This window comes from Vibrio sp. 10N.286.52.F8 (genome assembly GCF_041468745.1).
Lineage (GTDB): Bacteria > Pseudomonadota > Gammaproteobacteria > Enterobacterales > Vibrionaceae > Vibrio > Vibrio crassostreae_C.
Genome location: NZ_JBFRJF010000012.1, coordinates 11,089 through 32,361 on the forward strand (window position 1 = coordinate 11,089; position 21,273 = coordinate 32,361).

Below are 21,273 nucleotides of genomic sequence, written 5' to 3' on the forward strand. Positions count from 1 at the left end.
AGAATGTAAATTTAATGCAAATGGTAATAGTTATCACTTATATTCACTCCCGAAATAATTCAGTGGTACCGGCAACGGTTCAGCGAACACATCGAATAAATAACAAAGTGTTCGTCTAAAAGAATAAAAGCGGAGTAAAGGACATGTTTTCAAAGAGCCCATTGGCTTTAGTGATCGGCGCAGTATTAGCTTCACCAGCAGTATTGGCAGAAACAGTAAAAACAGACGAGCATATGGTTGTTGAAGGTCGTGACTACGGTTATAAAGCCGACACGAACACAACAGCAATGCGCATGGAGGCGACTCAATTAGAGACTCCGGGACAAGTTTTAGTAATCGATGAGCAAATCATCGATGAACAGCGTGCAACAACGCTTGGTGACGTGCTTAAGAATGACGCGAGTGTAAGTGCTGGCGGTACAAGCCGTAACCGTGAACGTTTCTCTCTACGTGGTTTCTCGGTAGAAAGCTCTTCGGGCTTCCTTAAAAATGGCCAGCAACATTGGTCTCACTACCGTCAACCAATCGAACTGCTAGAGCGTGTTGAAGTACTAAAAGGACCTTCTGGTCTTCTTTACGGTATTTCTGCACCAGGTGGTTTGATCAACATGGTAAGCAAAAAGCCAACTTACGATACGCAAGTAAGTGTTAGCCAAGATATTGGTTCTAATGACCATTCTCGTACAACGGTAGACGTAAGTGGCGCTTTGAACGACGCTGAAACTCTACGTGGTCGCGCGATTCTATCTAAAGAAAGCTACGGCTCTTGGAGAACTTATGGTGACGGAACTGAACCACAAACAGAACGTTTTGTTGGTGGTGTATTCGTTGATTACGATGTAACTGAAGACGTGACAGTTTCTGTTCATTACGACAAAACTAACGACGAAGGTAGCGTAGATTCTGGCGCTTTATACACGCTAGACGGCAACCGAGTAGGTAGCGACAAGCACATCTGGGATGCACAGTGGTCACAGATCGAGAATGATGTTGAGAACGTTGGTTTTGATATTGCTGCTAACCTGACTGATACATGGTCATTAAAAACAGGTTTCAACTACCAAGATTTCGAACGTATTGATATGGAAAGCTACCCAAGCTTTTCAAATATGAATCCTGATGGTACGGGCACCGTGACTCAAGGCGGTAACTACCGTCATGATAAATGGCGTTTCAGAACGGCTTACGTTGATCTAACAACAACCGCTGATCTTGCGGGCACAGAGCACCAACTATTATTCGGTGCTAACTGGTTAGGCTACAGCTATTACCGTGGTATGGATCGCTTCAGCAGCGCTGAATACGCACCAGATGCAACAGTACCAGCGCCGTCAGTGGGTCCAACATCGCTAGGTAAGATGAGTACTTACGATACTTGGGGCTTCTACATCCAAGATTTGATTACTATTAATGATGAATGGCAAGTTCTTGCGGGTGCTCGTTTCGACCGTAAAGTAAGTGATGGCGTAGCAGAAGAAAATGTAGCGCCTAAGCTTGGCCTGATTTACCACCCAGCATCAAACGGTAGTATCTACGCTTCTTACTCTGAAAGTTTCGAACCACAAGGTGTTGTCTCTAGCGGTAGCCGTAACTACACCAACGATGGCGAACTTCTTGATGCCGCGACGGGTGTTTCTTACGAAGTCGGTACTAAGTGGGAGCTGATGGACGAACGTCTATTCGTTTCTGGTGCGGTATTTGATATTACCCAAGAAAACATCTCAATGGATGTAGAAGACACTTCATCAGGCGATTGGACGAAGACACAAGGTGGCGAACAAGTTCACCGTGGCGCTGAGTTAGCAGCGCAAGGCTTTATCTCAGAAAAATTCTCTATGTCTGGTTCTGCAATGTACTTAGATGCTGAAATCACGAACCATGAAACATATGAAGGTAACCGTCCAGTAGACGTACCTGAGTTTGCAGCAAGCGTTTGGTCTACCTATGCAGCAACAAACGAAGTTGATGTGAACCTAGGTCTTATCTACGAAGGTTCTCGTTACGGTGACAGTGCGAACACTTTCAAGAAAGATGGCTATGCACGTGTCGATATGGGTGCAGCATACACGCTTAAGTACGACGATTCTTTAGACTTCGTTGCTCGTCTAACAGTAGAGAACGTATTTGACAAAGAATACCTAGCGGGTGGTGGTTCAACTTCTTCAAAACACCAATTTGCAAAAGACTTAGTAATCGGCGAGGGCCGCAACTACATGGCGACTTTACAGGTAAAATACTAATTTGTTAGTAGGGTACTATTGGTAGCCTAAATGCTAAGGGGAAAGTTTCGGCTTTCCCCTTTCGTGATTCTGCTATTCAGTAAAAATATCCCTAGTAATGCGAGTGACTTTTAATGATAATGAGAGTGCTTATCAATAATAGTATTTATCAATAAAATGTATTTGACCTTCTTCTATAGTAAATGACTACAATTATGAATCTTTTAAAAACTAGCCTAGCGCTTGCCATCAGTTTGGTTGCAACGTCTTCTATGGCAAATAGCTTGGATCAAGCTCAATCAATTCAAAACAAGACCAATAACGCGTCGGCTTCGAGTCAAAAGGTTATTGATAAAAGCTCACAAGCGACTTTAATGCTGCAAGCTGAGATTGAGCGTCTGCAAGAAGAAGTTAAAAACCTAGAAATCTATCACGATCACCTTGCTGCATTAGTTGAGAGCCAAAACCAAGAAGCTCAAAGCATTGAAGAGCAGATCGAAGAAATCAAATACACACGCCAAGGTGTTGTGCCATTGATGTATCAAATGATCGATGGTCTTGAACAGTTGGTAGAGAAAGACGTGCCGATTAAGAAAGAACAGCGTCTAGAAAGAGTAGAAAAGCTACAAGCAATGATGACTCGTGCTGACGTAAGTGACGCTGAGAAATACCGCCGTATCCTAGAGGCATACCAAATCGAGATGGACTACGGCATTAAGTTGGGTGTTTACCAAGGTCGTGTCGCATTGGCGAGTGATAAAACAATCGAGGCAGATGTTCTGCACTTAGGTCGTATCTCTTTGGTGGCTCGTAACCTAAATGGCAGCCAATACTGGGCTTGGAATCAAACAGAAGCTCAATGGCAAGAACTTGATTCTTCTATGAAGTCTGAGCTAGATAAAGCGTACGATATTGCTGGCCAACAAGCTGCCCCAAGCTTGATTACTTTACCTGTTTCTTTAATTGTTGCGGAGGTTAAGTAATGAACTTAAAATCATTAGCAGCATTGCTTTGCATTACATCACTTTCATTTTCTGCTTTCTCAGCTTCAGACTCAACGGCTCAGCTCGTTAACAAAGCAAAATCAGAAAACCGTACTCAAGCTTCTCACAACGTTGTTCGTGAAGCTGACTTCAAAAAGACTGAACAAGAGCTTAAAGCGATCAAAGCAGAGCTTGAAGCGAAACGTACATCGGTTCAAAACGCAACAGACGTTCTTACTCAAACCTTCAGCGATAACGAAAACAAACTTGCTCGTTTAGAAGAAAAACTGCGTTTAGAAACGGGTAGTCTTGGTGAGTTGTTCGGTGTCGTTCGTCAAAACGCGAAAGAACTAGGCGCAGAGCTTAGCTCAACAGTAAACAGCGTTGATCGCGCTGAGCACACAGCAACCGTTGAGCAAATTATCGATGCTAAATCCCTGCCATCAATGCCACAGCTTTCTGGTTTGTGGATGAGCATGGTTGAGCAGATTCAAGCGAGTTCTGAGCTTAGCAAATCTCAAATTGCATTCATTAATGGTGAAGGCAATACAAATAAGGTTGACGCTTACCGACTAGGTTCGATTGGTCTTGTGACAGACCAAGGCTATGTTAGCTGGAACACTCAGCGTGAAGATGCGATCGCTTACCTTAAGCAACCATCAAATGGCCCAACGTTGGCATCGCTTTCTTCACTTGTGGATGGTGAAGTATCTAATGTAGTCGTCGATCCCTCACGCGGATTCATGTTAGAACAATTAGCTTTGGAACCAAGCCTAACTGACCGCCTTCAAGCGGGTGGTGTTGTCGGTAAAGTGATTCTTGGCTTGTTGGCAATTGGTTTAATCATCGCATTGGTTCGTGGTATTTCTTTGGCTATCGCTCGTCAGAAAATTCGCGCACAACTTAAGAACCCTGAACAAGCGGGTGATAACCCTCTGGGTCGCGTTCTTGCGGTTTACAACAAAGAACAAAACCAAACGGTTGAAGCACTTGAGCTACGTCTTTTAGAAGCGGTCGTTGATGAACAGACTCACCTAGAGAAAGGTTTGTCGATGCTGAAACTTCTAGCAGCGCTCGCACCTATGCTTGGCTTGTTGGGTACCGTAACCGGCATGATCGAAACATTCCAAGTGATTACACAGTTTGGCAATGGCGACCCTAAAGTGATGGCGGGTGGTATTTCGATGGCGCTTGTAACAACCGTACTTGGTCTTGTTGCTGCAATGCCACTACTACTGGCACATAACATTCTTAGCACTCAGGCTGAAAACATTCGTAATATTCTTGAGAAACAAGGGATTGGCCTTGTTGCTGAACAGGCAGAAAAGACGGTTGAATCAAAACCTGTTGTTTCACCAGTTGGGACTGCTGCGTAATGGATATTTTGTCGGGTTCTCTATTACCAGCGAGTTGGTTAACGAGTGACTGGCTGCTGTCTTTATCAAGCTTTATGGAACAGGGCGGCTTCGTCCTGTGGTGGCTAGCGGCTGTCGTCCTAGTGTATTGGGTGCTTGTGGTAGAACGTGTGCTTTATCTTGCGTTCTACTTTCCTAAGCAACGCCAAGCTTGGATAGCGAAATGGCATGAAAGAGAAGATCACTCTTCTTGGCATGCCAAAGCCATTCGTGAAGGTTGGTTAGGGCAAGCGAGTATCTTGCTTAACCAAAACTTGAATTTTATTAAGCTGTTAGTCGCTATTTGCCCGATGTTGGGCTTGCTAGGCACTGTAACCGGTATGATCTCTGTTTTTGATGTTATGGCGACACAAGGCAGCAGTGACCCTAAATTGATGGCTTCAGGTATCTCGTTAGCAACACTGCCAACCATGGCAGGCATGGTTGCAGCGTTAGCGGGCATGTTCGTTCACGCTCGCTTAGCGAAAGTATGTAACCGCTTAGAATTGAAATTAGAAAAATCTTTAAGGAGTCAACGATGAGACTCGGTCGACGTCATTCTAAAAACGAAGAGGCTCAAATAGACCTTACTTCGATGCTTGATATTGTCTTTATCATGCTTATTTTCTTTATTGTGACCAGTTCATTTGTTCGTGAGTCAGGGGTGGAAGTCAATCGCCCACAAGCTTCTAACGTAGTAAGCCAAAAGGATGCAGGCATCTTTGTTGCGATTACTTCTGCAAACGACATTTTCATCGACAAGCGTGTCGTAGATGTTGAACGTGTCCAAGCGACGTTAGAGCACTTGTTGCTAGAACAACCTGATGCTTCTTTGGTTATTCAAGCGGATGAACACGCTTACAACGGTACTGTTGTTAAAGTGATGGATGCCGCGAAAGGTGCAGGTGTTAAAAACATTGCGCTTGCTGCTGATAAGCGATGATCTTGGAGGATCTTCATAAATGATTCGCCTATTTCTTGCTTTACCGCTAGCGGGCGCGTTGGGCTTAGCGCTGTTTTCTTTCATGGCTTGGATGGTCGATAATGGCCACCAACGTTCACCAGACGATAGCGAGACGTTAAGTTTCAACATGGTAATGGTGGAACAAGAACAAGAAGTTCAAAGAAGACAACGCGCAGTCCCTGAAAAACCAGAAATGCCAGAGCCGCCACCGGAAGCGCAAACGTCTCAGTCACAAGCTGAAGTTACGCCTCTGAATTCGATGTCTTCTTTGCCTTCATTGGATTTGAACACATCCATTGATGGCTTAGCGATTAACGCACCGACATTCTCTGATTTTGGGTCAAACCAACAAGCAATGCCTTTGTATCGAGTAGAGCCTCGTTATCCAGCGAAAGCGCTTAAGCGTGGAGCTGAAGGCCATGTGATTATGTCTTTTACTATCGATGAAACGGGACGTCCAATTGACATTCAAGTCACTGACGCAAACCCACGTCGTATGTTTGAACGTGAAGCGATGAGAGCACTTAAAAAATGGAAATATCAACCGAAAGTCGTCGATGGAAAAGCGATAGCTCAGGTTGGTCAAACCGTGAAACTAGAGTTTAAGTTGGCAAAATGATGAAACATATATGGATATTAGTGGGCTTGTTGTTAATGCCCCTTACAACACAGGCACAAGAGCTAACCCAATATACTGCTATTCGTGTTCAAAAGGCGCATAAGCTTGCTCAAGATGAACAGGTTAAACAGGCCATTGACGTACTAGCAGGTTTAGAGCTTTCTAAGGGCTACGACAAAGCGTACGTAGCTCGTATGCTAGGTGTTTTTTACTGGCAAGATGGCAAAACCGATAAGGCGATTAAGCAGCTTACATACGCCGTCGATACCAATTTGCTGGTGGATGAACAAGCTTGGATAACGAAGCGTATGCTTGCGGATCTGTTATTAAACGATCAACAGTTCAAAAACGCGCTTCCACATTACTACGAGTTAGTAAAAACAGCGGCAGAGGCAGAAAAGAAAGACGTGCTTTGGATGCGAATTGCACAAGCGGAATACCAAATCGAAAACTGGTCAAAAGTACTGGTTGCTATTGGTAATCGCGACAAGTTCAATGCGAAATCAGAACTGTCGCCTCTTTCGCTAAAATTGGGTGCACAACTACAGTTAAAGCAATGGAAGCAATCTATTCCAACACTGGAAAGCCTGATTGAACTTCAGCCAGAAAAAGACAACTGGTGGCGTCAACTTGTGGGTATTCAGTTAAGACTAGAGCGTAACCGCGATGCATTGAACACACTAGCGTTGGCTGATCTTCAAGGGGTCGAGCTGAAAAACTCAGACCGCCGATTACTGGCTCAGCTTTATGCTAAACGTGGTATTCCAGAGCGTGCAGCACAAGAGATCGCTAAGTTAGATGATGCGAACAGCGATGTTCAACTCCTGGCTGAGCAAGCAACCTACTGGCAGTTAGCGAAAGAGTGGGACAGTGCTATTGAAGTATGGACGTTAGCGTCTAAAAAGGACACGCAATATCATTGGAATGTGGCTCAATTACTGGTTCAGCAAGGTTACTACGATCGTGCTCTGGTTGTTTTGGATAAAGTGAAAGACAAGAACAAGCAAGCTGATGTTGCTTTAGCGAAAGTACGTTCATGGTACAAGCTAAAGAATCTTGATAATGCTCTTGCTCAAGCGAAACGTGCGAACAACATTGAGCCTTCTTCTGAGGCAAAAGGTTGGATTAAATATCTGACTCAGCTAAGAACAGTGAGTGATAACGGCAACGTCTAACTGCGAATAGCACAACAGAAGACAAGAGAAAGTAATATAGAGAAAAGGGTGTCATTTGATGGTTCAAATGACACCCTTTTTAATTTTGGCGGTTAAAGCTTTTTGAACTTTATCGTTCCAATGCGGCAGTTAAGGCTCGCACATCGTGCCGCTGGACGTAGCACTTTGAATCACGCCGCTGGTATCAGCAACCCAATTAATGGTGCAGTCACGATAAGGGTTTTTGAATGCGTGTACTGTATAACCATTGTCTAACGGTTTCTTGGTTTCAATCCAAGCATAGTTTCGAGACGCCCAAAAACTGATAGGGCGTGACCGTTCGGTGAGATAACGTTCTTGTACATCGGTTATGTCTGAACCGATGTATTGTTGAATATGTTCTTCCGTGCTGATTATTTGGCTGGTACACGCTGTTACGAGCGCTGTAAAAGCCAAAACAAAAATACGCATTTCAAATCCTTTTAAGCTTCATTAGCTATCATCAAACCAGTGATCAAATAGTCCCAACTTTCTATCCTTAAAGCTACGACTGTTACCTTAAACCCATCTCAATCAAGCATGTTGAGATTGAGCTTTTTTGAGCTTTGACCCTGTTATCAATAACCTCTAATAAAACGAATCAAATCCCTTTAGTACACGTTAGCAAGAATATGCATACAGTTCGATTACTTCCCATGTAATGTTATGTAAATTTCCTTACGCCACTCGGCAAACGTAAACAATGTAAATTGAATGCCAATACGAATGATTATCAACTAAATTGTCGCCATAAAATTTATAGGTATTGGTTTGTATGTCGTTAAAAAGTAGGGCGGTTCAGTCATGGGCTCGTCGACTTCATGTTTATATTTCTATGGCGCTTCTGTTCGTGGTTCTTTTTTTCTCAGTAACCGGTATCACCCTGAACCGACCTGAGTTATTTGAATCAAGCCAACCCAATATCCAACGCTCTACGCTAACGCTTCCTACAAGTTTATTTACGGTTCAAGACGGACGTTTAAAAGCTGACGAGACAGCCTTTGAAACGTTTCTGTTCGAAGAAGCCAACCTCTCCGGCGTTCCTTCTGGTTTGGACATCTATGCAGAGATTGAAGATGGTGAGTTGCTCATCGGTGAGGTATCTATGGACTTCAAAGGACCCGGCTACAACGCTTCCGTTTTTGTTGACGTTACGTCTGAGTTTGTAGAAGTCGAAACCACTAATTACGGCGTTATCGCATTGTTGAACGATCTGCATAAAGGTCGTAACAGCGGTGAAGTATGGAAATGGTTTATCGATATCACTGCGCTATTGATGATCTTCTTTGTGCTTACTGGCGTGTGCTTACTGTTACCTAAGAAAAAGACGCTTAATACTTCCATCAAATGGACGGTGTTTGGGTCTGCAATCTCATTGGTTATCTATTTTGTCGCCGTGCCTTAACGCTTGATTCGATTGATGAATCGGATTGAAGAGCGAACTTAAGGTTAAACGGATTTAAAAGGTTGTTAAAAATGAAAAAAATGAACTGGAGCAAGGCGCTTCTTGCTTTATCTCTTTTGCCAAGCCTAGGTATGGCACAAGCGATTCCTGATACGGCAAAACTGGATGTCAGCTTTGAGCTTCCAAAGATTGATACCTCTATGTATGCACGTCCTTATGTGGCGGTGTGGGTAGAGAATAGCGAACGAAAGTCAGTGAAAACCATCGAGCTTTGGGTCGGTAAAGACGAATGGCTTAAGGATCTGCGCAGCTGGTGGAGAAAGGTTGGCCGTTACGATCGTGAACTGGTTGATGCTGTGACGTCTGCAACACGTCCTGCTGGCCAGTACCGTTTCGTGTGGGATGGTAAGAGCGACAGCGGTGAAACGTTAGAACAAGGCGAGTACACGGTTCATATCGAAGTGGTTCGTGAACACGGTGGCCGTAATTACCTTCGCCAAAAAGTATCACTCGCAGATTCAAACATATCTTACGAATTAAAAGCAACGGAAGAGACGGGTGAAATCACCCTGAACTACATCGCTAAATAGTAAGTGCGAACAGTAACTAGTAAGTACGAACTAAAACCAAGCTGAACAGAATAGACAGTGGTCATCGTAGGCTCAGATAGAGCGACACGGCTAACAATTATGAATAATGGAATTGAACATGATGAAACAGACAAAAATCAAAGCACTTGCTCTAGCGGGTGTGATGGCATTCGGCCTAGCAGCAACGACAACGGCACAAGCTCACCCACGTTGGATTTTGCCATCTCACTTTACTGTATCTAAAGAAGGTGGTGATTGGCTAACGTTCGATGTTACTGCGTCTCACGGTACGTTTGTTTTTGATAAGCCTGCTGGCAGCGAAAATGCTCATGTCATCATGCCAGATGGCCGCAGCGAGCGTCCTAACTTCGTTATTCGTGGCAAGCGTCGTTCAATCTTCGACTTCTATTTTGAAGAAGAAGGTACACACAAAGTGGCGATCAACAACCAGCCGTCTTACTACACGCAATACAAAGCGGGTCGCCGTGACACGGTGAAGTGGATTAAAGCAAACAAAGCTGAGCGTGACTCAGTTCTACCTGAAAAATCACGTGACGTGGTAACGCAGATCAGCTTCACTCGTGCAGAAAGCTACATCACGGTAGGTAAGCCAACGGATTCAGTGTTCAAAATTGAAGGCAAGCTTCTAGAAATGAAGCCTGTGACACACCCTTCAGATATCGTTGAAGGCGAACCTGTGACATTCCAGTTCTTCTACAACGGTGAAATCCAGAAAGACGTGAAAGCGGAGATTACTCGTGAAGGTACGCTTTACCGCAACCACCAAGAGCAGATTGATGTGGTGAGTGATGAGAACGGTGAAATCACGTTTACTCCAGACGTAGCAGGTCGTTACGTAATGAAAGCGAACTACAAAGGTGAGTTGATTGACAACCCACTGGCAGACAAAGCAAGCGCGAACGTTCACCTAACGTTCGAAGCGCTGCTTCAATAGTCTGTGATATCGGGGCTAGATCCCTGATTAAGAATCAAAAAAACTTAAGGGCTCATTTGAGCCCTTTATCGCTCAGTTTACTTCTGAGAATTTGCACTGTGGCTAGGGTACGAACCATGACAATAAAAACAAAACTTAACGCTTTAATGACTCCTTGCTTAGCATTGGGACTTGGTTTCGCTGCATTACCTGCGCAAGCACACTTTCCACTGATGAGCTGCTGGTTTGAAGGTAAGACTGTTGCTTGTGAAGCGGGTTATTCGGATGGCAGCAAAGCGATTGATTACGCAGTTGAGATGTACGATTACGAAGACAACTTGATTGCAAAAGAGATGACAGATAAACGTTCTATCGTTGAATTCCCACATCCTGACACTGAGTTCTACCTTGTGTTCGATTCAGGTCATGAGTTTCCAGTTGAAGTTGATGTTGTAGAGATCAGTGAAAAATGATGATTCAAAGCGTACGTGCTGATACGGGCGGCAGAGAGGGCAAATGGGTAGGACTGATCATTGTGTTCATCCTTTGCTTTGCAACTGTCGCAATCCCATTTCATCAGGCTGAATCCCACGTTAAAGCAGTGCTTGATCATCAAATTCTAGTGACTGATGTTGAACAAGAAAACTTGGCGATGCTATCAGAGCTGCGTTTAGCGCATGAAGAAATCTGTGACCTGCGCATGGACTCAGATGGTGAATGGCCGAGTGTTGCATCACTTAAAGATGAATGGGTTGCCCCGTTTGTAGAAGATCAGAGTTGGAAGCGCAAAGGTTCTCATGCTTGGGTACTGGACGAGCGTGGTTATTACTTTTCTACTCCAAGTGAACAAGCTACGCCTACCGATCATGGTTTTGCGGATTCCTTTATTTTAAATGCGAACAGCGTTTCTCCTGAAATCTGGATCTTCTTGGGCGGTGTAGCGAAACAGCCCGCTACTTTTGACCAACACACGCTAGAGTCTACGGGTTGGAAAATGGTCGTGAACGAATCAGAAATTGAATAGCATCATGAAAGCGATGCTCACTAATAATAAGAGAATTACTATGCGAATTATGACTCTGTTCATGTCGTTATTAGCGGTGTTCATGGCACCCAATGCATTGGCAAAAGAATATAAGATCGACAGCAACAAGCTGACGATTGGTATCACACTTCAACCTTACTACAGCTACGTGAAAGCCGTGGTAGGTGACAAAGTGAACATTCTTCCTTTGGTTGACGCAGGTTTCAACCCACATAACTACTTACCACAACCCAATGATTTAAAACGATTGAGCCAAATGGATGCAATCGTAGTAAACGGTATTGGTCACGATGACTTCGCGCTTAAAGTGATTTCAGCCGCGCAACGTGATGACCTAGTCGTGATCGAAGCAAACAAAGAAGTGCCTCTACTTCCTGCTCTTGGTCAGTCTGTTGGTCAAGGTGCCGTTAACCCACATACCTTTGTTGGGCTTTCGACAACAATTCAAAAGGTTTACACCATCGCGAGTGAGGTCTCTAAGCTCGACCCTGACAACGCGGCTTTTTATCGTAAGAATGCACGTAAATACGCAAAGCAATTTCGCTTTATGAAGCGCGATGCGATGTTGTCATTAGGTGAGTTAGATACTTCAGGTATGAAGGTGGCGACCACGCACAATGCGTATGGCTACATCCTTCAAGAATTTGGTGTGGATGTTGCGGCGGTGATTGAGCCTGCACACGGTGTTGAACCAAGTGCGAGCCAGTTGCAAGGAACGATCGAAAAGATCCGCGCATCGGGCATTGACGTGTTGTTCTACGAGCTAAACATGCCAAACCGTTTTGTTGACACGATTGAAGCGGAAACGGGTGTTCAGCTTTACCGTTTCTCTCACATGACGCATGGCGAATATGAAGACGACAAAGTCGAAGTTGAGATGCAGAAGAATCTCGAGACATTAATCGAAGCAATGAAATTTGCGGCGGCGAACCAAGCTAAAAGCGGGAACGCATAATGTTAGGTCCATCGATTTCAATCAATCAACTCGGTCTGCAATATGACAACAACGTCATTCTTGACGATATCTCACTAGAACTTAAAGCGGGTGAGTGCCATGTAATCATGGGGCCAAACGGCGGTGGTAAAACCTCTCTGCTACGCTCTGTTCTTGGTTTGACGCCTTTCTCTGGGCAAATCAATATTCATTGGCCAGAAAAGCCAAGTATCGGTTATGTTCCACAAAAAGCGACCTTCGAATCGAGCTTGCCTTTGACGGTCATGGATTTCGTGTTGCTTAACCAAACTCGAATTCCGCTATTTTGGCGTCGTAAGTCTAAGCAATTGGATCTTGCACTCGCACAATTAGATCGCGTTGGTATGGCTACTCGTAGCGACCGCCGCATGGGACAGTTATCGGGTGGTGAGCAGCAACGCGTGCTGTTTGCCCAAGCGCTATTAGATAACCCAAGTCTACTGGTGTTGGATGAACCAACCACGGGTATGGACGAGCAGGGCGTTCGTTATCTTGAATCGTTAATTCGTGAATGTGTTAGTGAAGGTCGTACGATCCTTGCGGTACACCACGATGTCACGGCAGTGCGTCGACTCGAAGCGAACGTACATGTTGTGAATCGATTCTTGGTTGATAGTGGCCCACACGAACAAGTCTTACACCCAAGTAAAATCGAGAGCCTGTTCCAGCACTACAGCAGTGGCTCTGCGATGACCAAATCGAAGGAGGTTGCGTAATGGATTGGTTACGACAACTAGCCATTAGTGGCGTGGAAGCGGGCTGGTTATCAGACAGTTTCATGTATGCCTTCATGGTCAATGCTTTGGTTGCAGCGTTACTACTTGGTCCTCTGTTAGGTGGTCTGGGTACTTTGGTGATTGCCAAGCGTTTGGCTTTCTTCTCAGAAGCCGTCGGCCACGCAGCGTTAACCGGTATCGCTATTGGTGTTTTGCTTGGCGAGCCACCAGAAAACCCAATTATTGGTTTGTTTAGCTTCTGTATGATCTTCGCTCTGCTTCTTCATTTTGTAAGAAACAGGACCAACGTTCCATACGATACCTTAGTGGGTGTTTTCCTTGCGCTAGCGTTGGCTGTGGGTGCGGCGTTACTGATGTATGTTGCTCGTAAGATCAATATCCACATGCTTGAAAACGTACTGTTTGGCTCGATTCTTACGGTAACAGACCAAGACTTAGCGATTCTCGCAGGTAGTTGCGCGATCATCATCTTGCTCTTGATACCGACATTCAACCGCATTCTCCTGACTTGTATCAGCCCTGATATAGCTAAGGTTCGTGGTTACAACACCAGCTTTTACGATTACTTGTTTGTCATGATGATCACCTTAGTGACAATTGCGGCCGTGAAGATCGTAGGTGCAGTTCTAGTGGGTGCGTTATTGTTGATTCCAGGTGCGACCGCTCGATTGTTAACTAAACGTATGGGGAGCTTTGTTCTCTTGTCGGCATTACTCGCAACCATCGCATGTTTGGTTGGAACCGTGTTGCCTATGGAACTCAAACTGCCAGTGCCATCGGGCGCTTCAATCATCATCGTTTCTGCAACGTTTTTCCTAGCAGCAACGCTATACCGAATTGTAAGAAAGGCGTAATCATGACTTGTTTAATGAATCGTATCGCTAGCTCAGTAAAAGCAACGGCTCAAGTGAGTGTACTTGGTAGTGTATTAATGGCTGGTTCTGTGATGTCACTGAACGTGAATGCAGAAGACATCCTAACCAGTACACCTGTGACTTATGCATTGGCGACAGAGCTAACCAAAGGCACGGACATTACGACCGAATATCTACCACCTAAGCGCTACGGTATTGACCGTCTGCCGAATTGGTTTGGTACCAAGGGTGCGAGTAAAGTGCTTCAATCGGGTGAAAAGGCGACCGTTGCGGTAACGTTGTCATCGATCTGGCAAGCCGACCCTACGTTTGTATACGCAAGACAAAGCAATATCCGTTTAGTTGAGGTTGATGCCGCTCAAGCGATTACACCGCGTGCACAAGGCGTTGCTGCGCTTACATTGTCGAATGGTGATGTGTCTAAATACGCATGGTTAAACCCGACCAACTTAACACGTATGGCGGCGATTGTGGCTGACGACTTTAAGTTATTGTGGCCAGCGCAAGCAGAGACCATTGATAGCAACCTACAGCGTGTAATGCTTGATGTGCGTGAACTGATTAACAAACAACAAGCGGTGTTATTGGATAACGATGTAGATTCAGTTTTGTTGCTTTCAGAAAGCTTGGAAGATTTCGCTTCAGGTTCTCAACTGTTTGTTGAAGAACGCATGTTCAAAGCTGAACTGGAATGGACAGAGCAGGACAAAGCCAAACTCAAAGCGATGTTTTCAGAAGACGATGCACTATGGTTAGTCACAGCGAAAAAGCCAACTAACTTAATTAAGTCTCTAGTACCTAACGAGCGTATCTTAGTGGTTGATTCAGTTGACCGCTGGGGACGAGCGGGGATTAATGCTCAAGCACCGTTTGCACGCTGGGAAGTTCAGCCTTTCAAAGGCTAAGTGGCTAAATTAAGTTAGCTAATAAACCACGTAATGAAAAAAGTACGATCAAAAAAGCAGCCCAATTTGAGGCTGCTTTTTTGTTCTTGTCTGTTGGCTCTGAAAAGAGTGTCAGACAAGAGGACTGCGAGTATAAACTTACTCTGCAGCTTTTGTCTCTTCAGCTTCAACAGTTGCTTCTACTGAACCTTCAGCTTGCTCTTGAGCTGCTTTCGCTTGTTCTTCAGCTTCCATTTTTGCACGGTCAGCTTTAGAGATGTAGCGAGGCTTGTTGCTACTATGCAGTTTAGAATTCGCCTGTTTCTGCTTCTTTTTTAGAATTTGATTGATTTTTTTCTTACGGTTCATTGCTGCATAGCCTTGTATTTAGTTTAGGCGGTGGAGGATAATCATTTTAGCTCTAGAACTCAATATTTACATGGTATTCAGCAAGGAAAATATCACTATGCAGTCAGTCGAGACCGAACGTTTAAGATTAAGAATGATCACACCTCAAGATGCGGCGTTTATTCAACGACTATACAGCTCAGAAGATTTCCTGCGTTACATTGGTGATAAGGAAATCAACAACACTGAAAAGGCTGTCGAGTACATTGAAAACAACATTCTTAAGATGCATGAAGAGAAGGGTGTCTGTTTGTTGATGGTTGAAATCAAAGAAACTTCAACGCCAATTGGTATCTGCGGATTAATAAAAAGAGACACCTTAGCGTCGCATGATATTGGCTACGGGTTTGCTCCTGAGTTTTATGGTCAAGGCTTTGCCCAAGAAGCCGCTGAGGCGATAATTGAACAAGCTAAGCAGAATGCTGATATCGATCATTTAGTTGCCATCACTACCTCTGATAACATTCGAAGTATCACACTACTGACTAAGTTAGGCTTTGTGTTCGAGCGAGTTGAAGATGTGATAAGCGAAAGCGTTAATCTCAACCTGTACGGTTTCTCATTAGGTAATTAAAACATGTTCCAACATAACAATATTCTACAAGGTGAGCTCGCAACGGAGTACAAAACCGTTATTGCGATGGTGCACATCTATTGCAAAGATCACCACGGTGAAGTTCGTCAGAATAACGCGTTATGTGAGGAGTGTGAGCAACTGTTGCGTTACGCCGAAACACGACTGGATAGATGTCCTTATGGCGAAGCAAAACCGACCTGTAATAAGTGTCCGATTCATTGCTATAAACCAGACCCGAAAGAGCAAATGCGATTGGTGATGCGCTATGCCGGGCCAAGAATGCTACTTAAGCATCCGATATTAGCGATTCGACATCTGATTCATGAGAAACGGAAAGTGCCTGAAAAGCCGTTGCCGAATGTGTCGAACCGCCATATCCGAATGAACAAGAAGTAAGTGGCGCTTTAAAGTAATTTCTAAAGAAATGCAAAAGGTCTGATTTCTCAGACCTTTTTTATGTAGATACGTTTTATCTAAGTTTGAATATAGCCAGGTAACTGAAACTTACGCCGCTTGAGGCTCTTCGTAGGTCACCGTTAGGTTGTTGATCCAGCGTCGGCTCAAGTAACGGTGTGAACAGATGGTCAATTTCACGACTTCTTCTACCAACATTAGACCATAGATGTATTTAAAGTCCCATCCAGCGACAAACGCGCCGTAAACACATACTGGAATGCCCACCATCCACATCGCGATGAAATCCATGCGAAGGCAGAACGCATTATCACCACCAGCACGAATAATACCGTTAATGATCACCATGTTGAGCATGCGAATCACGACCGCAAAGCACATGATCATCATCGCAGGTGAAGCAAGCGGGTATAAAGCGTCTTTGGTCAGGTTTAGCCATGACAGAACGTGCTCTTTACCCATAAACAATAGCAAGCCTACAACCGCACCAAAACCAACCACGGCTTTGATGAACGTCAGACCCATACTCATAGCGTCATCAAACTCATCACGACCGAGTGAGTGACCAAGCAACACGGAACACGCTACAGAAATACCAAAGAATATCGAGTAACACAGCGACTCAAAAGGCGCGAGCATAGAGAACACAGCAAGTTCCGTTGTGCCCATGTGACCGAAGATCATTTGGTATGCCATAGTACCCATTGCCCATAACACGGCATTCATCGTTAGTGGCAAAGCAATACGACGGTAAGACAACCATAATGACGGACGATGTGGTGAGCTAGGCGTGGTTAACAACCAGTGTTTACGCATGCGCATATAGCCATACATCAAACCCACTTGAATCAAGCGCGCTAAAGTGGTTGCCAATGCCGCACCTGCAACGCCCATCGCTGGAATACCGAAGGCACCTTTAATGAGTACGAAGTTAAGTGCGATGTTGAGGGCAATCGTGACCGCACCAAGCAATAGTGGTGTTACGGTGTCACCTGATGAGCGCATGCTTGCTTCTACCACGACCACAATGTGAGTCAGCAGAAGGACAGGGAATCCATACCACAGGTAAGTCGCGCCAAGTTCAATCACGGTTTGATCGCTGGTCTGCAACATCATTAAAAACTGAGAACCAAGAGTGATGATTGCAGTAACAGGCAACAGAACTTTTAAGCCAAACACCATCGCGATAGATGATACTGTTCGCGCGCTTTTTCGGTCATTCTTTCCCCAGTATTGAGCGACTAATGTTCCATTTGCTGAGGCCAACCCTGCCATAATCATAATAGCAACGAAGTGCCATTTTGATGCAATTCCCACAGCCGCAGCTGCTTCCATACCATAATCACTGACCATTAATACGTCAGCAAGGGCAAGAATAGCGACAAGCGCACTTTGCAAAGCAACAGGCAAACCAAGTTTAACGATACGAGGTAAGATGCTCTCTGGCTTGTTATTCATAGATGAGTTAGGGTTGATGTTAGTTGTCATAAGTTCTCCGATTTATGGCAGAACTATAGTGATTTGAGCGAAGTAACAACATGTTTAAAAAACAACAAAACCTGTGCAAATCCGTCATTGATTCAATGAGACCAAAATCAACTTGGCATGATGATGTTTTTCTCGCTGAACAGTGTAAAGAACGTTTTTTGACCGTTGAAGATATTCCAGAGATGAAAAGCTTTGGTGTCTATATGGGCGGCATGGCGAAGCTATATGATGGCTACTGGGTTGAGCGCGAATCCGTTAATGTTCATACGTTGATTTTCACTATGGAAGGTGGCGGGATTCTAACAACCGCAGCATCGGTCAAAGCGATTACGCCTTATACACTCGTGGTGCTTCCTGCTGAAACCCCATTTCGTTTTGAACTCGATCCTCAATATAATTATTGGAAAATGGCGTGGATGTTGACGCCTGACACTAAGCAGTGGCAGCACATTGCAAGTTTAGGTCAGGGGGTTGTGCCTTTTGGAGAGTGTGAGCAGATCTGGTCATTAATGAACTTGGTTTACTTTGAGATAGGCGGCAGAGCCAGTTACCGTAAGTTACTCTTGAGTGAGATTATTCGAACGTTGACGGGGTTTGAGCCTAAGTCGACCAGCACCACTGCACGTGTTCAAGCGCTCTATAACGAAATTGAAAGTAGTCTGCACCAGCCATGGACAGTGGCAGGGATGGCCGAAAGAGTGTTCATCAGTGAAGAGCAGCTCAATCGAGTCACCAAGACGCTATTTAACCTGTCGCCACGCAGTAAATTGATTCAATTACGCATGGATAAAGCCACCAGCCTGTTGAAATATCAAGATTGGTCAGTTTCTATGATTGCTAATCGCTTGGGCTACAAAGATCCTTATAACTTTTCGCATCGCTTCAAAAAGCATTTCGGTTTATCACCAAGCCAATACCGTAAAAGCCATCGAGGTCGCGGTTAGCATCTTGCACGATGAAATGAGAAGTGTGGGAGAAGAAGGTTACATATAGGCATGAGTTGAAAAGGGCCCTTCGCTTAGACATGAAGTCTTAACTCGGAGCCCTAATGACACGTATCTGGTGTCTGTCTATTTAAGTTTACTCGCCTGCAATCTGTAGGTGAGAGCGCTTTAGGCTAGCAATCAACATGTAGATCGTTGTAGCAAGTAGAGACGCGAACAGGTAAGTGAACAATCCTGCTTGTGAATCCATAAAGCTGTCTGCAACGATTGGTCCCGCAACAGAACCGATGCTGTAGCAAAGTAGCATGATTTGAGTCACTGACACCAAGTAGCTTGGGTCAAGGTTACGGCAACCTAAGTTAATCGCGATTGGGTATAGCGCAAATGTGGCCATGCCTAATACGAACAAGCTCATGCCTAGTACGTAGAAATCGTGATTGATAGTCAGCACACCAATGCTTGCAACCCCTAGCAGGCAGAACAGAGCCATTAATAACACTTGTCCTACGTGGTGAGATAACCAAGTCACCATCGGCTGTACAGCCATACCACCCATGATAACCAAAGCCATCAAACCACCAATGTCTTCGTGTGCAATGTTACGTTGAGCAAGTTCAACTGGCATCAAGCCGTAAATCGCACCTAGCGTTAATCCGGAAACAATGCAGCCAATTAGCGCGCTGTGGCTTAATTTGCTGATCTGCTTTAAAGACAAAGATTGCGCATCGTGGATCTGTGGTGGAGTTGCTTGTCCGTACATCAGCACAATGATCGCACCAAACAGAAGGGTGAACATTGCGATGAAAGGTACGCCACCAGTAATACCTAGGTAACCGATACCAAGCTGACCGACTGCAGAACCGCCGTACAGTGAACACATGTAGATAGCGAGACGTTTTGCGCGTTGTGACTCGTCGCCGCTCATTAGCCAAGACTCTACAATCACGAAGATACCTGCAACCGCCACACCAGCCACAAAGCGAGCTAGTAGCCATACTGCTTGGTGTGGGATCAATGGCAATACAAGGATCGTTGCGATGAACACACTCAATGCGATGACGAACGCATCTTTGTGGCCAACACGCGCAATGGCACGTTCAATCAATAATGTACCAGCCAGTAGACCTGCATAGAATGCACTCGCCAACCAACTCGATAGATCTTTGTCTAAGCCATACTCAGACAGCATTAATGGTAATGAACTCATTAAGTAGCCTGAAGCGATCGCGTAAAAAGACAATGCAATAACAGGAACAGTTATGCGAGTTGTTGGTTGGATGTTGTCCAATGCAGGAGCCTCTGATAGTAAAAGAAACGATGAATTTTCCGCGACTATGGGGGAGAAACTGAATTGGGTAAAACAAATAAAAATGGTCGTTAAGATAAAAGAAATTTATCGACCAACTAAACTAAAATACGGTTGCGATATTTGGTGGTTTGGCGAGATTTTATGCGGGCAAAAAGTCGTTAAGCCGTTGTTCATTGGTGGTTTAATTTAGAAAAAGATTGCAGCGTGATTGTCTTTTTATGATTTGGATTGAGTGGGATTTTAAGTGTTAGACCGTTTCTTTACTGTATTGACGTGGCGAGCTTCCACTCCACTTACGAAAGGCATGTCGAAAGTTAGCGCTGTCTGAAAACCCAACGCGCTCAGATATCTCTTCAATGCTCATTTGAGTTGAAGAAAGGTAGTGTCGAGAAAGGTGAAAACGAACGTGGTCCAGTATCTTCTGGTAGCTGGTATCGGCTGCTTTCAGGTGACGACGCAGAGTTCGAGAAGACATGCCCAGTTCTGAAGAAATGGATTCTATAGAAGGGTAACATCCTGGCCTTTCAATCAGCATCTGAGAGACTTTCTCTTTGAGGCTACTGGGTGCACTGACTTTTGCCAACATGTCATCACACGATTTTAAGCACATCTGTAAAGTGATGGGGTTGGCGGTAGGAAGAGATGAATACAAGGTGGTTGCGTCGAACTCCCATTCAAGCCGGTCACTATTGAATTCAACCGGGCAGCGGAAAATCTCTGTGTATAGATCGCCGTATTCAGGTTTTGGATAGGGGAAGCGGATCACTTGAGAAGGAAAGGGCTGCTGTAAGACCTCTTCGCACAAACTGTGTATCGCCGAGAACCAGTATTCACAACAAAAGGGCAGTAAAGAATCGAGTTCGATAAGTTGCTCTGCGCGAAAGTAACCAATGTTGTCTTCTACAGACATGGTTTTCCTGAGGACAGGGCCAGCAAGTTGCAGATACTTAAACCCGATTAAAAAGGCATCGAGTAGTGTTTCGCTGCTAAACACCGCATAACCGAGCACGCCGAAATCGCTGAACCTCGCTTGTTGGCCAACTTTAAGCCCCAATCCGTCTTCGTTGGAATTCGCTAACGCATTACTGAACACAGCAAGCTTTTGCGCCAAAGTGATGTGTGTATCGGGTGTGTTGAGTTGGAGAGCATCGATGTTACTTCCTTCGAGCAACTCTTCGATACTGAGAACAGGCGACAGGTAACGATGCAGCAACTGAAGATCCAGAATGCCGAATGCTTGCATGTCGGGTTCGTAAACTGCGGTGTATTCCATAAGCTGCCTCTTGTTGAATATCGATATCTTAACCGAACTTTTAAC

Annotated in this window: 25 protein-coding genes; 20 read left to right on the plus strand and 5 right to left on the minus strand. The window is 44.8% G+C overall.

Annotated features, from left to right (window positions below; genetic code table 11):
• Positions 1 to 143 precede the first annotated feature (143 nt).
• The 7 genes from AB4133_RS07595 to AB4133_RS07625 all read left to right on the plus strand — a co-directional run bounded on the left by AB4133_RS07595 (position 144) and on the right by AB4133_RS07625 (position 7,354).
• Positions 144 to 2,240, plus strand: a complete 2,097-nt coding sequence (locus tag AB4133_RS07595) for a TonB-dependent siderophore receptor (protein ID WP_372224162.1) — start codon at positions 144 to 146, stop codon at positions 2,238 to 2,240.
• A gap of 194 nt (positions 2,241 to 2,434) precedes the next feature.
• Positions 2,435 to 3,202, plus strand: a complete 768-nt coding sequence (locus AB4133_RS07600; protein WP_102333605.1) for a DUF3450 domain-containing protein — start codon at positions 2,435 to 2,437, stop codon at positions 3,200 to 3,202.
• Positions 3,202 to 4,578, plus strand: a complete 1,377-nt coding sequence (locus AB4133_RS07605) for a MotA/TolQ/ExbB proton channel family protein (RefSeq protein WP_372224163.1) — start codon at positions 3,202 to 3,204, stop codon at positions 4,576 to 4,578. Before AB4133_RS07600 ends, AB4133_RS07605 begins: the two co-directional genes overlap by 1 nt.
• A complete protein-coding gene (locus AB4133_RS07610; protein WP_010429842.1) occupies positions 4,578 to 5,138 on the plus strand; it encodes a MotA/TolQ/ExbB proton channel family protein in 561 nt (186 codons plus the stop codon). Before AB4133_RS07605 ends, AB4133_RS07610 begins: the two co-directional genes overlap by 1 nt.
• Positions 5,135 to 5,539, plus strand: coding sequence for a biopolymer transporter ExbD (locus AB4133_RS07615; protein ID WP_004739212.1), 405 nt, complete (start codon positions 5,135 to 5,137; stop codon positions 5,537 to 5,539). Before AB4133_RS07610 ends, AB4133_RS07615 begins: the two co-directional genes overlap by 4 nt.
• Positions 5,540 to 5,558: 19 nt before the next feature.
• Positions 5,559 to 6,179 carry an energy transducer TonB gene (locus AB4133_RS07620; RefSeq protein ID WP_008219721.1) on the plus strand — a complete coding sequence of 207 codons (621 nt, stop codon included), beginning with the start codon at positions 5,559 to 5,561 and terminating at the stop codon, positions 6,177 to 6,179.
• Positions 6,176 to 7,354 (plus strand): tetratricopeptide repeat protein, encoded by a 1,179-nt coding sequence (locus AB4133_RS07625; protein ID WP_372224164.1) that lies wholly within the window; start codon positions 6,176 to 6,178, stop codon positions 7,352 to 7,354. The genes AB4133_RS07620 and AB4133_RS07625 overlap by 4 nt, the downstream gene beginning before the upstream one ends.
• A gap of 129 nt (positions 7,355 to 7,483) precedes the next feature.
• Here the strand turns inward: AB4133_RS07625 and AB4133_RS07630 are convergent, their stop codons facing one another.
• A complete protein-coding gene (locus AB4133_RS07630; RefSeq protein WP_372224165.1) occupies positions 7,484 to 7,804 on the minus strand; it encodes a hypothetical protein in 321 nt (106 codons plus the stop codon).
• A 343-nt stretch (positions 7,805 to 8,147) separates the two neighbouring features.
• On the opposite strand from AB4133_RS07630, the gene AB4133_RS07635 reads away from it, so the two are divergent.
• From AB4133_RS07635 to AB4133_RS07675, 9 genes are all read left to right on the plus strand, one after another.
• The gene (locus AB4133_RS07635) at positions 8,148 to 8,777 is read left to right on the plus strand and encodes a PepSY-associated TM helix domain-containing protein (RefSeq protein ID WP_017062546.1); all 630 of its coding nucleotides are present in this window, start codon (positions 8,148 to 8,150) and stop codon (positions 8,775 to 8,777) included.
• A gap of 71 nt (positions 8,778 to 8,848) precedes the next feature.
• Positions 8,849 to 9,367, plus strand: a complete 519-nt coding sequence (locus AB4133_RS07640; RefSeq protein WP_017062545.1) for a DUF2271 domain-containing protein — start codon at positions 8,849 to 8,851, stop codon at positions 9,365 to 9,367.
• Between the two features lie 118 nt (positions 9,368 to 9,485).
• Positions 9,486 to 10,322 carry a DUF4198 domain-containing protein gene (locus AB4133_RS07645; protein ID WP_017062544.1) on the plus strand — a complete coding sequence of 279 codons (837 nt, stop codon included), beginning with the start codon at positions 9,486 to 9,488 and terminating at the stop codon, positions 10,320 to 10,322.
• Positions 10,323 to 10,438: 116 nt separating this feature from the next.
• A complete protein-coding gene (locus AB4133_RS07650) occupies positions 10,439 to 10,774 on the plus strand; it encodes a hypothetical protein (RefSeq protein ID WP_017062543.1) in 336 nt (111 codons plus the stop codon).
• A complete protein-coding gene (locus tag AB4133_RS07655; protein WP_372224166.1) occupies positions 10,771 to 11,325 on the plus strand; it encodes a DUF6162 family protein in 555 nt (184 codons plus the stop codon). Before AB4133_RS07650 ends, AB4133_RS07655 begins: the two co-directional genes overlap by 4 nt.
• 40 nt (positions 11,326 to 11,365) lie before the next feature.
• The gene (locus AB4133_RS07660; RefSeq protein ID WP_372224167.1) at positions 11,366 to 12,301 is read left to right on the plus strand and encodes a metal ABC transporter solute-binding protein, Zn/Mn family; all 936 of its coding nucleotides are present in this window, start codon (positions 11,366 to 11,368) and stop codon (positions 12,299 to 12,301) included.
• Positions 12,301 to 13,035, plus strand: a complete 735-nt coding sequence (locus AB4133_RS07665; RefSeq protein WP_017070975.1) for a metal ABC transporter ATP-binding protein — start codon at positions 12,301 to 12,303, stop codon at positions 13,033 to 13,035. The genes AB4133_RS07660 and AB4133_RS07665 overlap by 1 nt, the downstream gene beginning before the upstream one ends.
• The gene (locus tag AB4133_RS07670; RefSeq protein WP_065206162.1) at positions 13,035 to 13,910 is read left to right on the plus strand and encodes a metal ABC transporter permease; all 876 of its coding nucleotides are present in this window, start codon (positions 13,035 to 13,037) and stop codon (positions 13,908 to 13,910) included. Before AB4133_RS07665 ends, AB4133_RS07670 begins: the two co-directional genes overlap by 1 nt.
• Before the next feature lie 2 nt (positions 13,911 to 13,912).
• The gene (locus AB4133_RS07675) at positions 13,913 to 14,836 is read left to right on the plus strand and encodes an ABC transporter substrate-binding protein (RefSeq protein ID WP_372224168.1); all 924 of its coding nucleotides are present in this window, start codon (positions 13,913 to 13,915) and stop codon (positions 14,834 to 14,836) included.
• A 138-nt stretch (positions 14,837 to 14,974) separates the two neighbouring features.
• Here the strand turns inward: AB4133_RS07675 and AB4133_RS07680 are convergent, their stop codons facing one another.
• On the minus strand, positions 14,975 to 15,184 hold the full coding sequence (locus tag AB4133_RS07680; protein WP_017060973.1) for a DUF2986 domain-containing protein: 210 nt from the start codon (positions 15,182 to 15,184) through the stop codon (positions 14,975 to 14,977).
• 97 nt (positions 15,185 to 15,281) lie between these two features.
• On the opposite strand from AB4133_RS07680, the gene AB4133_RS07685 reads away from it, so the two are divergent.
• Positions 15,282 to 15,797 carry a GNAT family N-acetyltransferase gene (locus AB4133_RS07685; RefSeq protein ID WP_136978234.1) on the plus strand — a complete coding sequence of 172 codons (516 nt, stop codon included), beginning with the start codon at positions 15,282 to 15,284 and terminating at the stop codon, positions 15,795 to 15,797.
• A gap of 3 nt (positions 15,798 to 15,800) precedes the next feature.
• On the plus strand, positions 15,801 to 16,196 hold the full coding sequence (locus tag AB4133_RS07690; RefSeq protein ID WP_017060975.1) for a nitrous oxide-stimulated promoter family protein: 396 nt from the start codon (positions 15,801 to 15,803) through the stop codon (positions 16,194 to 16,196).
• Positions 16,197 to 16,304: 108 nt separating this feature from the next.
• On the opposite strand, the gene AB4133_RS07695 is transcribed toward AB4133_RS07690, so the two are convergent.
• Entirely contained in the window at positions 16,305 to 17,702 is a 1,398-nt protein-coding gene (locus tag AB4133_RS07695; RefSeq protein WP_372099386.1) for an MATE family efflux transporter, read from the minus strand.
• A 50-nt stretch (positions 17,703 to 17,752) separates the two neighbouring features.
• Between AB4133_RS07695 and AB4133_RS07700 the strand changes: the two genes are divergently transcribed.
• Complete coding sequence (locus tag AB4133_RS07700) at positions 17,753 to 18,646, plus strand: helix-turn-helix domain-containing protein (RefSeq protein ID WP_136978232.1); 894 nt, start codon at positions 17,753 to 17,755, stop codon at positions 18,644 to 18,646.
• 136 nt (positions 18,647 to 18,782) lie between these two features.
• Here AB4133_RS07700 and AB4133_RS07705 read toward each other — a convergent pair whose 3' ends face one another.
• Complete coding sequence (locus AB4133_RS07705; RefSeq protein WP_029235229.1) at positions 18,783 to 19,934, minus strand: MFS transporter; 1,152 nt, start codon at positions 19,932 to 19,934, stop codon at positions 18,783 to 18,785.
• Between AB4133_RS07705 and AB4133_RS07710 the strand changes: the two genes are divergently transcribed.
• Positions 19,906 to 20,145, plus strand: coding sequence for a hypothetical protein (locus AB4133_RS07710; RefSeq protein WP_017060129.1), 240 nt, complete (start codon positions 19,906 to 19,908; stop codon positions 20,143 to 20,145). The two genes, AB4133_RS07705 and AB4133_RS07710, sit on opposite strands and share 29 nt — an antisense overlap.
• Positions 20,146 to 20,202: 57 nt before the next feature.
• Here the strand turns inward: AB4133_RS07710 and AB4133_RS07715 are convergent, their stop codons facing one another.
• A complete protein-coding gene (locus AB4133_RS07715) occupies positions 20,203 to 21,228 on the minus strand; it encodes an AraC family transcriptional regulator (RefSeq protein WP_372224169.1) in 1,026 nt (341 codons plus the stop codon).
• Positions 21,229 to 21,273 lie beyond the last annotated feature (45 nt).

What these genes read in the sequence shown, in the direction of transcription:
- AB4133_RS07665 (WP_017070975.1), top strand. Translation starts at nt 12,301, where the DNA reads ATGTTAGGTCCATCGATTTCAATCAATCAACTCGGTCTGCAATATGAC.
- AB4133_RS07650 (WP_017062543.1), top strand. Translation starts at nt 10,439, where the DNA reads ATGACAATAAAAACAAAACTTAACGCTTTAATGACTCCTTGCTTAGCA.
- AB4133_RS07625 (WP_372224164.1), top strand. Translation starts at nt 6,176, where the DNA reads ATGATGAAACATATATGGATATTAGTGGGCTTGTTGTTAATGCCCCTT.
- AB4133_RS07640 (WP_017062545.1), top strand. Translation starts at nt 8,849, where the DNA reads ATGAAAAAAATGAACTGGAGCAAGGCGCTTCTTGCTTTATCTCTTTTG.
- AB4133_RS07690 (WP_017060975.1), top strand. Translation starts at nt 15,801, where the DNA reads ATGTTCCAACATAACAATATTCTACAAGGTGAGCTCGCAACGGAGTAC.
- AB4133_RS07630 (WP_372224165.1), bottom strand. Translation starts at nt 7,804, where the DNA reads ATGCGTATTTTTGTTTTGGCTTTTACAGCGCTCGTAACAGCGTGTACC.
- AB4133_RS07700 (WP_136978232.1), top strand. Translation starts at nt 17,753, where the DNA reads ATGTTTAAAAAACAACAAAACCTGTGCAAATCCGTCATTGATTCAATG.
- AB4133_RS07695 (WP_372099386.1), bottom strand. Translation starts at nt 17,702, where the DNA reads ATGACAACTAACATCAACCCTAACTCATCTATGAATAACAAGCCAGAG.
- AB4133_RS07620 (WP_008219721.1), top strand. Translation starts at nt 5,559, where the DNA reads ATGATTCGCCTATTTCTTGCTTTACCGCTAGCGGGCGCGTTGGGCTTA.
- AB4133_RS07595 (WP_372224162.1), top strand. Translation starts at nt 144, where the DNA reads ATGTTTTCAAAGAGCCCATTGGCTTTAGTGATCGGCGCAGTATTAGCT.
- AB4133_RS07715 (WP_372224169.1), bottom strand. Translation starts at nt 21,228, where the DNA reads ATGGAATACACCGCAGTTTACGAACCCGACATGCAAGCATTCGGCATT.
- AB4133_RS07615 (WP_004739212.1), top strand. Translation starts at nt 5,135, where the DNA reads ATGAGACTCGGTCGACGTCATTCTAAAAACGAAGAGGCTCAAATAGAC.
- AB4133_RS07680 (WP_017060973.1), bottom strand. Translation starts at nt 15,184, where the DNA reads ATGAACCGTAAGAAAAAAATCAATCAAATTCTAAAAAAGAAGCAGAAA.
- AB4133_RS07605 (WP_372224163.1), top strand. Translation starts at nt 3,202, where the DNA reads ATGAACTTAAAATCATTAGCAGCATTGCTTTGCATTACATCACTTTCA.
- AB4133_RS07710 (WP_017060129.1), top strand. Translation starts at nt 19,906, where the DNA reads ATGCGAGTTGTTGGTTGGATGTTGTCCAATGCAGGAGCCTCTGATAGT.
- AB4133_RS07675 (WP_372224168.1), top strand. Translation starts at nt 13,913, where the DNA reads ATGACTTGTTTAATGAATCGTATCGCTAGCTCAGTAAAAGCAACGGCT.
- AB4133_RS07600 (WP_102333605.1), top strand. Translation starts at nt 2,435, where the DNA reads ATGAATCTTTTAAAAACTAGCCTAGCGCTTGCCATCAGTTTGGTTGCA.
- AB4133_RS07660 (WP_372224167.1), top strand. Translation starts at nt 11,366, where the DNA reads ATGCGAATTATGACTCTGTTCATGTCGTTATTAGCGGTGTTCATGGCA.
- AB4133_RS07685 (WP_136978234.1), top strand. Translation starts at nt 15,282, where the DNA reads ATGCAGTCAGTCGAGACCGAACGTTTAAGATTAAGAATGATCACACCT.
- AB4133_RS07635 (WP_017062546.1), top strand. Translation starts at nt 8,148, where the DNA reads ATGTCGTTAAAAAGTAGGGCGGTTCAGTCATGGGCTCGTCGACTTCAT.
- AB4133_RS07645 (WP_017062544.1), top strand. Translation starts at nt 9,486, where the DNA reads ATGATGAAACAGACAAAAATCAAAGCACTTGCTCTAGCGGGTGTGATG.
- AB4133_RS07610 (WP_010429842.1), top strand. Translation starts at nt 4,578, where the DNA reads ATGGATATTTTGTCGGGTTCTCTATTACCAGCGAGTTGGTTAACGAGT.
- AB4133_RS07655 (WP_372224166.1), top strand. Translation starts at nt 10,771, where the DNA reads ATGATGATTCAAAGCGTACGTGCTGATACGGGCGGCAGAGAGGGCAAA.
- AB4133_RS07670 (WP_065206162.1), top strand. Translation starts at nt 13,035, where the DNA reads ATGGATTGGTTACGACAACTAGCCATTAGTGGCGTGGAAGCGGGCTGG.